The organism is Enterococcus sp. NPDC086594 (assembly GCF_044746145.1).
Lineage (GTDB): Bacteria > Bacillota > Bacilli > Lactobacillales > Enterococcaceae > Enterococcus_D > Enterococcus_D entomosocium.
Genome location: NZ_JBIVBP010000016.1, coordinates 57919 through 66649 on the forward strand (window position 1 = coordinate 57919; position 8731 = coordinate 66649).

The 8731-nt window shown below is 40.7% G+C and carries 7 protein-coding genes; 1 reads left to right on the forward strand and 6 read right to left on the reverse strand.

The window, feature by feature from the left end; all coding sequences use genetic code 11:
* Positions 1–66: 66 nt before the first annotated feature.
* From clpX to ACIPK1_RS15960, 6 genes are all read right to left on the reverse strand, one after another.
* Positions 67–1311 carry an ATP-dependent Clp protease ATP-binding subunit ClpX gene (gene clpX, locus ACIPK1_RS15935; protein WP_005235713.1) on the reverse strand — a complete coding sequence of 415 codons (1245 nt, stop codon included), beginning with the start codon at positions 1309–1311 and terminating at the stop codon, positions 67–69.
* Between the two features lie 225 nt (positions 1312–1536).
* Positions 1537–2820, reverse strand: a complete 1284-nt coding sequence (tig, locus tag ACIPK1_RS15940) for a trigger factor (RefSeq protein WP_005235710.1) — start codon at positions 2818–2820, stop codon at positions 1537–1539.
* Between the two features lie 119 nt (positions 2821–2939).
* Positions 2940–3887: a hypothetical protein gene (locus tag ACIPK1_RS15945; RefSeq protein WP_086316178.1), complete on the reverse strand. Its 948-nt coding sequence runs from the start codon at positions 3885–3887 to the stop codon at positions 2940–2942.
* 37 nt (positions 3888–3924) lie between these two features.
* A complete protein-coding gene (locus tag ACIPK1_RS15950) occupies positions 3925–4755 on the reverse strand; it encodes an RDD family protein (protein ID WP_194188489.1) in 831 nt (276 codons plus the stop codon).
* Positions 4756–4757: 2 nt separating this feature from the next.
* Positions 4758–5789, reverse strand: coding sequence for a signal peptide peptidase SppA (gene sppA / locus ACIPK1_RS15955; RefSeq protein WP_005235703.1), 1032 nt, complete (start codon positions 5787–5789; stop codon positions 4758–4760).
* A 32-nt stretch (positions 5790–5821) separates the two neighbouring features.
* Entirely contained in the window at positions 5822–6112 is a 291-nt protein-coding gene (locus tag ACIPK1_RS15960) for a hypothetical protein (protein WP_005235701.1), read from the reverse strand.
* A gap of 445 nt (positions 6113–6557) precedes the next feature.
* Between ACIPK1_RS15960 and glmS the strand changes: the two genes are divergently transcribed.
* Positions 6558–8369: a glutamine--fructose-6-phosphate transaminase (isomerizing) gene (gene glmS, locus ACIPK1_RS15965; protein ID WP_400451311.1), complete on the forward strand. Its 1812-nt coding sequence runs from the start codon at positions 6558–6560 to the stop codon at positions 8367–8369.
* The last annotated feature ends 362 nt before the right edge of the window (positions 8370–8731 follow it).

The following is an 8731-nucleotide window of genomic DNA, read 5'->3' on the forward strand; positions in this document are numbered from 1 at the left end:
TCGCTCCTTTTCATTTTTTTCAAAAAGAAAGCCGGATAGCAATGAAACTATCCGACTTGGTCTCGATTAGACTGCTTTTTTTGTCTCTTCATTGTAAATGATTTTTGGTTCGCCAAGTCCTTTCGCAGCTTCTTCCGTAATAGTGACTTTTTGAATCGACTCATCAGAAGGAACATTGAACATGACTTCCATCATGATATTTTCGATGATCGAACGTAATCCACGAGCACCGGTGTTTCGCTCAATTGCTTGCGCAGCAATCGCACGTAAAGCCTCTGGCTCAAATTCGAGTTCTGTGTCATCTAATGCCATCAATTTTTGATATTGTTTGACAAGGGCATTTTTTGGTTCAGTCAAAATATGCACTAAATCATCTACCGTCAATTTCTCTAAAGCAGCCATCACTGGCAAACGGCCGATAAATTCAGGGATCAAACCGAATTTAAGCAAGTCTTCAGGAATGATCTGTTGCATCACGCTCTCGCCTTCTTCAAGACGTTTGTTGTTTGTACCAAACCCAATGGTTTTTTCACCTAAGCGGTTTTTAACAATTGTTTCGATCCCGTCAAACGCCCCACCAACGATAAAGAGAATATTGGTCGTATCGATTTGGATCATCTCTTGATGCGGATGTTTCCGTCCCCCTTGAGGCGGCACACTAGCAGTGGTTCCTTCTAGGATTTTCAGCAAAGCTTGCTGAACACCTTCACCGGAGACATCACGAGTAATCGATACATTTTCACTCTTACGGGCGATTTTATCGATCTCATCAATATAGATAATCCCTTTTTCAGCCATTTCTACATTATAATCAGCAGCTTGTAAAAGCTTCAAAAGAATATTTTCCACATCTTCACCGACATAGCCGGCTTCTGTTAAACTGGTTGCATCAGCGATTGCAAAAGGCACATTCAGTGAACGTGCTAGCGTTTGTGCCAAAAATGTTTTACCTGAACCTGTTGGTCCGATCAAGCAAATATTGCTTTTCTGTAACTCCACATCTTCAGCTGTCGTTTCTACATTGACGCGTTTGTAGTGATTATAAACCGCTACAGCCAATGTTCGTTTGGCACGATCTTGTCCAATCACATATTCATTGAGGACATTCAATAGTTCTTGCGGTTTCGGCACTTCGGTAAACTCCCGAACTGCTTCTTCGTAAAACTCTTCATCAATGATTTCTTTGCACAAATCAATGCACTCATTACAGATATAGACCCCAGGCCCTGCAACGATCTTTTTCACCTCTTCTTGCGTTTTTCCGCAAAAAGAACAACGAACAGCTTCATTACCGTTTGTATTATCGTACATACTGTTCACCCCTTGAAAATTTTCCAACCTATTTAAAGGAGTGGAATTTGGTTTACTAACTTTGCAGTCTTAAACAATCATATCATAACTTTTTTGAAAGAAAAAGTCATTTTTACTTTGCCTAACGTTTTCTTATCATTTGTTAGTAATTCCGAAATATCCCCTATTTACTCCCATGAAAAAACGGCCAACACCACTAGATGTTCGCCGTTTTTAGAGTTTTGCCTACGCTTCTTTTGCAGTACCTGTTACAAGTTCAACTGCTTTTTTCATTGTAATATCATGTTTCAACATGTCTTCTGTTAAGACGCGTTTGATTTGATCTACTGGCATATTGTAAGCTTCAGAAAGTTCTTTGATTTCTTTTTCGATATCTTCTTCTGTTGCTTCCAAACCTTCTTCTTTAGCGATTGCTTCAATGACAAGGTTTGTTTTCACGCGTGTTTCTGCTTCGCCTTCAAATTGTGTGTGAAGATCTGCTTCAGTTGAACCAGTTAATTGATAATACATTTCTGGTGAGATTCCTTGACGTTGCATATTGTTCAAGAACTCATCCATTGAACGGTGTACTTCATCATGTACCATTGAATGTGGTAATTCAACGATTTCTGCGTTTTCAACTGCTTGACGGATCGCAGCTTCATCTTTTGCATCTTCTGCTGCTTTTTCTTTTGTTTCAGTCAATTCAGCACGATATTTTTCTTTTAATTCAGCTAATGATTCAACGCTGTCATCAACGTCTTTTGCGAATTCATCATCTAATTCAGGAAGTTCTTTTGCTTTTACTTCGTGAACCGTTACTTTGAAGACTGCTTCTTTACCAGCTAAATCTTCTGCTTGATAATCTTCTGGGAAAGTCACGGTAACGTCTTTGCTATCGCCAGCTTTTGTTCCTACTAATTGTTCTTCAAAACCAGGGATGAATGAGTTTGAGCCAAGTTCAAGTGAGTAGTTTTCACCTTTGCCGCCTTCAAATGTTTCTTCTCCTAAGAAGCCTTCAAAGTCGATAACGACTGTGTCGCCATTTTCAGCTGCTTCGTCTTCTTTGATAACTAATTCAGCTTGTGCTTCTTGTTCGCGTTTGATGCGTGCATCAACGTCTTCTTCTGTTACTTCACGGTCTTGTTTTTCAACAGTTAAATCTTTGTAATCACCAAGTTTTACTTCAGGTTTTACAGTAACTTCTGCTTTGATTACCCAGTCTTGACCTTTTTCCATGCTGTCAACGTCGATTTTTGGTTGCGAAACAGGATCGATCCCTGCTTCTTTTACAGCAGCTTCATAAGCTTCTGGAAGAACAGCGTTCAATGCATCTTCATACAACGCTTCTTCGCCGTACATACGGTTAAATACTTGGCGTGAAACTTTCCCTTTACGGAAGCCAGGTACGTTAAGATTGCCTTTCACTTTATTGAATGCAGTCGTCAAGCCTTTTTGGATTTCCGCTTGAGCGATCGTAAATGTCAAAACACCATCATTGGTGCCTGTTTTTTCCCATTTTGCAGTCATTTATTTCCCTCCGAATATTAATTGATTTACATATGAAATAGCTTCATGCATACCTTTAAATAGTACACTAACGTTGTTTAATTGTAAACATTTTACCATGAAAGTTGCGAATTTTTCTTTCAGCGAATGCTCAAACGTAGGATATTACGCAAGTGTCGTTTGCGTTCTTCTATTTCATTGTCTGCTTTTGGCTGTTCTTTTTCTTCAAATAACCCGCGATAATCTTCAATGTAGCTTGCCACCCATGCGCTTGCCTCTTCTTTTGCCGGTAAAAACGGGTAACTTATCGCTAAATGATCATCGATTTCTGCTGAGACACTTTCCGCTAAAATCGGGTCCTCTTGGGCGATCGTTTCTTCGATCGCTTTATGGATCGCTTTAACAGCGTCATCCTCCTGTAAAAGTTTCAATTCTTTCGGAACGATTTGCTGCATATTCCCAAGGTAATCGATTAGGTCAAAAGGTTCGTCCACTTCAAGACGCACGAGCTCATCCACTAATTTAGGTAGCAAATACGGATTTTTGATGGAAGCCAACGTGTCATGCATCAGCGAGATAAATTGTGATTTGGTAATTGCTTGGGTAAAAACGTGCCACTCTGTTGCACTCACCGGTTGATTGGCTTCATCTAATGCGCGTAAATGCTTGCGTTTCCCATGAAAATCTTCCAATCCTAAAATTTGTTGTACTTCTTCTACTTTAGCTAGTTCACTAGCCAACTGTTCCTGATAGCGTTTTGGAATTTTTGTTTTCTGACCTAATGTAAGCCAGCGCCGAGTTTTTAAGTATTGACCATCCAAGATCAGCAGATGACCAATTTGTAAAAAACCATCAGTTTGTTTCAAATAATCATCTAGATAGTCTTCCGCAAGATCTAACGCTTTGGCAAAATCATTCAGCTGTTGCAAGCATTCCACGAGCCATTGATTGATCTCAAAACTGGCGTTTTTTTGATAAAGTTCATTGTACAAACGAAAAGCCTGCAAAAACTCTTTTGACTGGTAGGCTTTTTCTGCCGCCAGACGAAGCCGCTCATTTGGTCCCGGGAAATCAATCGTCTCACCCATTCACGACCCCTCCTTTACTAATTGCTTGATCTGCTAGTTAGTTTTGTGCACCAATCATTACGTGATTGGCATCCACCTGTTTATTAAAGGCCTTGATCAAATTGATGGTTACCACACTTGTTTCTGCAAAATAATCCGCAGCCTGCTGCTTATTTTTATTAAAGACGATTGGTAAATAACCGAGATAAAAGAAAACATTGAATTGCAGCACATAGCGCCCGCAAAGTTCGCGGATCAAGACCGTTTGCCAACTGAGTTCTTCTTCTACAAAAGAAATAACGCGGATGCCAAAGAGCATTTTCCCAATTGTTTGGCCATGATTCAGCTTCGTCATCAGAACAAAATAGCCCAGATAGATCGCTAAGGCACAGACGTTGTAAAGTCCAAACCGCTGGTTAGTTGCCGTTAGATTCGCTAGATTATAGATACTGCCGATCGCTATTTGCGTGATTGCCCGGATCACTAGAAGATCCACTAAAAAAGCAAACAGACGTATCCAAAAACCGGCAAAAAAGTAGCTAGGAAAGTCATTAAAGAACCGTTTGTCTTCGGTCTGTTTTTCAGGTTCTTCAAAATGCTGCCACGCTTTTTGTCTTTCTTCGATTTCACTTTGGTTATACTCTTCTTCTTGAAAAGACGTCAAGACTTGTTGATAAAAATCATCGGGATGGTTTACTTGTGCGTTCTTCATCGCTTTGCTGGCGTTTACTGGTTCGGCTGTTTCTGAAACCTGCGCTTCAGTTCGTACATCCGTATGACCGGTTGACGGTGTGGAGGTTTCGCGCTGTTCCCTTTGATCGATTGATGTACTTGTGTGATTGTCATCCGTTGACGATGCGGCAGCGGAATACTTGTTTTTCTCTGTCATAGTTATTCACCTCCATAGTAATAAAGAGGTTTAGGGGCATCGCTTGTTCCTAGGCTTTCCATCAATTGGATCACTCGTTCTGTATTTGATTCTTTTAGTCCTTGCAGTTCGGCTAAACTTGAACCTAACCAAGTAGAAGCAAATCCAGTAGATGAAACGTCATAGCTGAAAATCTCTGCATCTTCCAAGCCTAAATCTGCTTGCATTGCTGCTAATGTATCTTCAGGAAAACCGATTTCATCCACTAAGCCAACAGACACTGCTTGCTGACCATCATAGATGCGGCCATCAGCGATCTTTCTAACGGCTTCTTCTGTCATGCCGCGTCCTTCAGCCACAATTTTAACGAACCGACCATAAGCATTGTCGACATAGGTCTGCAAGACTTCTTTATCGGCTTCTGTTGGCTCTCTCGTTGCTGAACCTACATCTTTTAGTGCACCACTTTTATACGTATTGTCTTCGATCCCTAGCTTTTCGAATAAGCCGGCATAGTTGAGCCCCGACATGATCACTCCGATCGAACCGGTAATCGTTTCATCCGTTGCGAAAATTTTATCAGCACCTGCCGAAATATAATAACCGCCACTGGCTGCCATGTTTTTCATACTGACATACATCGGAATCCCTAACTCTTTGATTTTTGCTAATTCACGAGCAATCTCGGCACTTTCATAGACGCCGCCTCCTGGGGTATTGACTTCCATCAAGATGCCCCCAATAGTTGGATCTTCTTGGATCATCCGTAGTTCTTCTAAAAATCGCTGATGATCATAAGATTCTGTTGTGAATAAGCCGCCACTGGAGCTGCTGGCGATCGTTCCTTCTAAAGATAAGCGAACAATGCGATTGTCTTGATCTCCGGCAACTAACGTTGTCTCTTCGATCGCATTACTTCCGTAGAACAAAGCATTTAAACCTTGCAGCGTTTGAGTTTCCTCTTGCTCTGGACGATTTGTGATTACTGAAAAAACCCCCGAGCAGATAAATAACCCTGCTGCGATCGCCGCTGCGATCCATCTTCTTTTATTCATTTTCCCACCTAACTTTTCACCTTTCCCATAATTTAGTATAGATTTTTGATGACGATCACTGCTTCTTCGTCTCCAACCGCATCAAATTTCTCGCTTTTTTCAGCTAAGACGTAGCCGCCAAAAAATTCCTTTGTTAGTTCATCCTGGACTTTGAATGTTTGCGCGGTTTCCACGGTGACTGATCCGGGTAAAATTTCTTGCAAGCTGTCCCAGCCCGTATCCAACATGACCTTTGTTTCATCTGTGACATTAGGATCTTTTTCTATCGCAGCTACTATTTTCTTTAGCTCTGAAAAAGTCATACAATTTACAAATTCTGGCATTTCATTCCCTCACTTTCTTACTTTTTTATTGTAGCGAACTTAAAAAAAAAAGCATAGCTTTATGAGGAAATTTCTTGGGAATCTTATTCGACAAAGCTATGTCAGCTATTTTGATTCCCTTTAGACTGGTTCAAATCAACCTTACCAATAACTATACCAATTATTTTCATATAACTTACAGTTGACAGAAACAGGAATAAATATTATGATATTGCTTGTATTTCTATAAAATATTTCACAAGGAGGATAGATAGACCAATATGGATAGCGCCTGATCTGGAAACAGATGACGAGGAAAGAGTTTATCGAAACATTCGGCGGATGACTCTAGGGACTGCACTCTACAGGCAAGAACAAATCTCATCGTAAGATGATGACAAAGACTTGCTGCGCAGATAGAAATACATAATGCCAAACTAAATTTTTTGAAAGTAGGATTATCATTATGTGTGGAATTGTAGGAATCGTAGGAAAATCAAATGCAGAACGAATTATTTTAAACGGATTGGAACGCTTAGAGTATCGGGGCTATGACTCAGCAGGCCTTTATGTCGCTGATCGGACTTCGGATCATTTAGTGAAAGCCCAAGGAAGAATCAAAAACTTGGAAGAAAAAGTGACTTCTAAAGTAACAGGAACGATCGGTATCGGACATACCCGTTGGGCGACCCATGGCAAGCCATCAGAAATGAATGCTCATCCTCACACTTCGGCAAACCAAGCACTCGTTTTGGTTCATAATGGTGTGATCGAAAACTTTGAAGAGCTTCATCAAGAATATTTAAGCAACCACCAGTTTGAAGGTCAAACAGATACCGAAATCGTTGTTCATTTGATTGAAGTGTTGAAAGAGCAAGACAACAGCACGACCAAAGCGGCCTTTAAAAAAGCTTTGTCCTTGATTCGCGGCTCTTATGCCTTTGCTTTAGTAGAAAAAAAAGATCCAGAAACCATTTATGTTGCTAAAAATAAAAGTCCCTTATTGATCGGTTTGGGAGATGGATTTAATGTCATTTGTAGCGATGCCTTAGCAATGCTCGATCAAACGACTCATTTTGTTGAGATCGAAGATGGCGAAATGGTGACCGTAACAGCCGATGCGATCGAAATCGAAGATCCAAAAGGAAACCTTGTGTACCGTGAATCTTATGAAGCACAACTAGATCTGACTGACATCGAAAAAGGAACGTACCCTTACTACATGTTAAAAGAAATCGATGATCAACCAACCGTGATGCGCCGCTTGATCCAAGAATATCAAGGAGAATCCGGTGAAGTAGTAATCGATCCAGCGTTAAAAAACGAACTTTTAGCTAGCGATCGAATCTACATCATCGCATGTGGTACCAGTAATCATGCTGGTTGGGCAGCAAAATCCATTTTAGAAAAGCTAACACAGATCCCTGTTGAGGTTCACTTATCTAGTGAGTTTGGCTACAACATGCCATTGTTGTCAGCAAAACCCTTCTTCTTGTTCTTATCACAAAGTGGTGAAACGGCAGATAGCCGTCAAGTATTAGTGACGATCAACCAGTTAGGTCTTCCTAGTCTCACGATTACCAATGTTGCTGGTTCTACTCTTTCTCGAGAAGCGAACCATACCTTATTGCTTCATGCTGGTCCAGAAATCGCCGTTGCCTCTACAAAAGCATATACCGGACAGATCGCTGTCATGACCTTATTAGCAAAAGCCATTGGTGATGAAAAAGCTGTCCCTGAAGCATTGGATTTTGACGTGTTCCATGAACTAAGCATCGTTGCTTCTGCAATGGAGGCTTTAGTGGATGAAAAAGCTGTTATCAGTCAATTTGCTGAAGATTTTCTTTCCGAAACCCGTAATGCATTTTACATTGGTCGTGGGAATGATTACTATGTATCAATGGAAGCGGCATTGAAATTAAAAGAAATTTCTTATATCCAAGCGGAAGGCTTTGCGGCTGGTGAATTAAAACACGGCACCATCGCGTTGATCGAAGAAGGTACACCAGTGATCGGTGTGATCACGGAAGAAGTGACTGGCTCTCATACGCGGGGCAATTTGAAAGAAGTCGAATCTCGTGGGGCTCACACCCTTGTGATCGTTAGTCAAGAGTTAGCAAAAGCGACTGATCAAATCATTTTGCCAAATGTTCATCCATTGGTAACCAGCTTAGTGGCAGTCGTTCCAACACAGCTGCTGGCTTACTTTGCCACTTTACAACGCGGATTCGATGTTGATAAACCAAGAAACTTAGCAAAATCCGTTACCGTTGAATAGTTTTTTAAAAAACTGAAACCGAATTGGTTATCTTCTATTTAATAAAAAGAACTCCTCGTTCGATGACTCGATCGTTCATAGGGGTTCTTTTTTCTTGTTTTCTGCACAACAAATCCGAAAAGACTTTTAAAAGCAACTATACTTCGCAAGGCTTGCCCACGGCGTGTTCCCTTTTAAGCGTTGTCGACAAATTCGTTGACAAGTTTCTCTAGTTCGCAAGTTGGCTTCTTGCTGGTAAGTAGACAAAAAAGACGACCAAAGAATATTGGCTCTATAATTTATGGGACTGATGAATCAGAATTGATTCTTCAGTCCCATTTTCATTTTAGGTATTAAAAAACATATCGTTCTCTAGTATGATT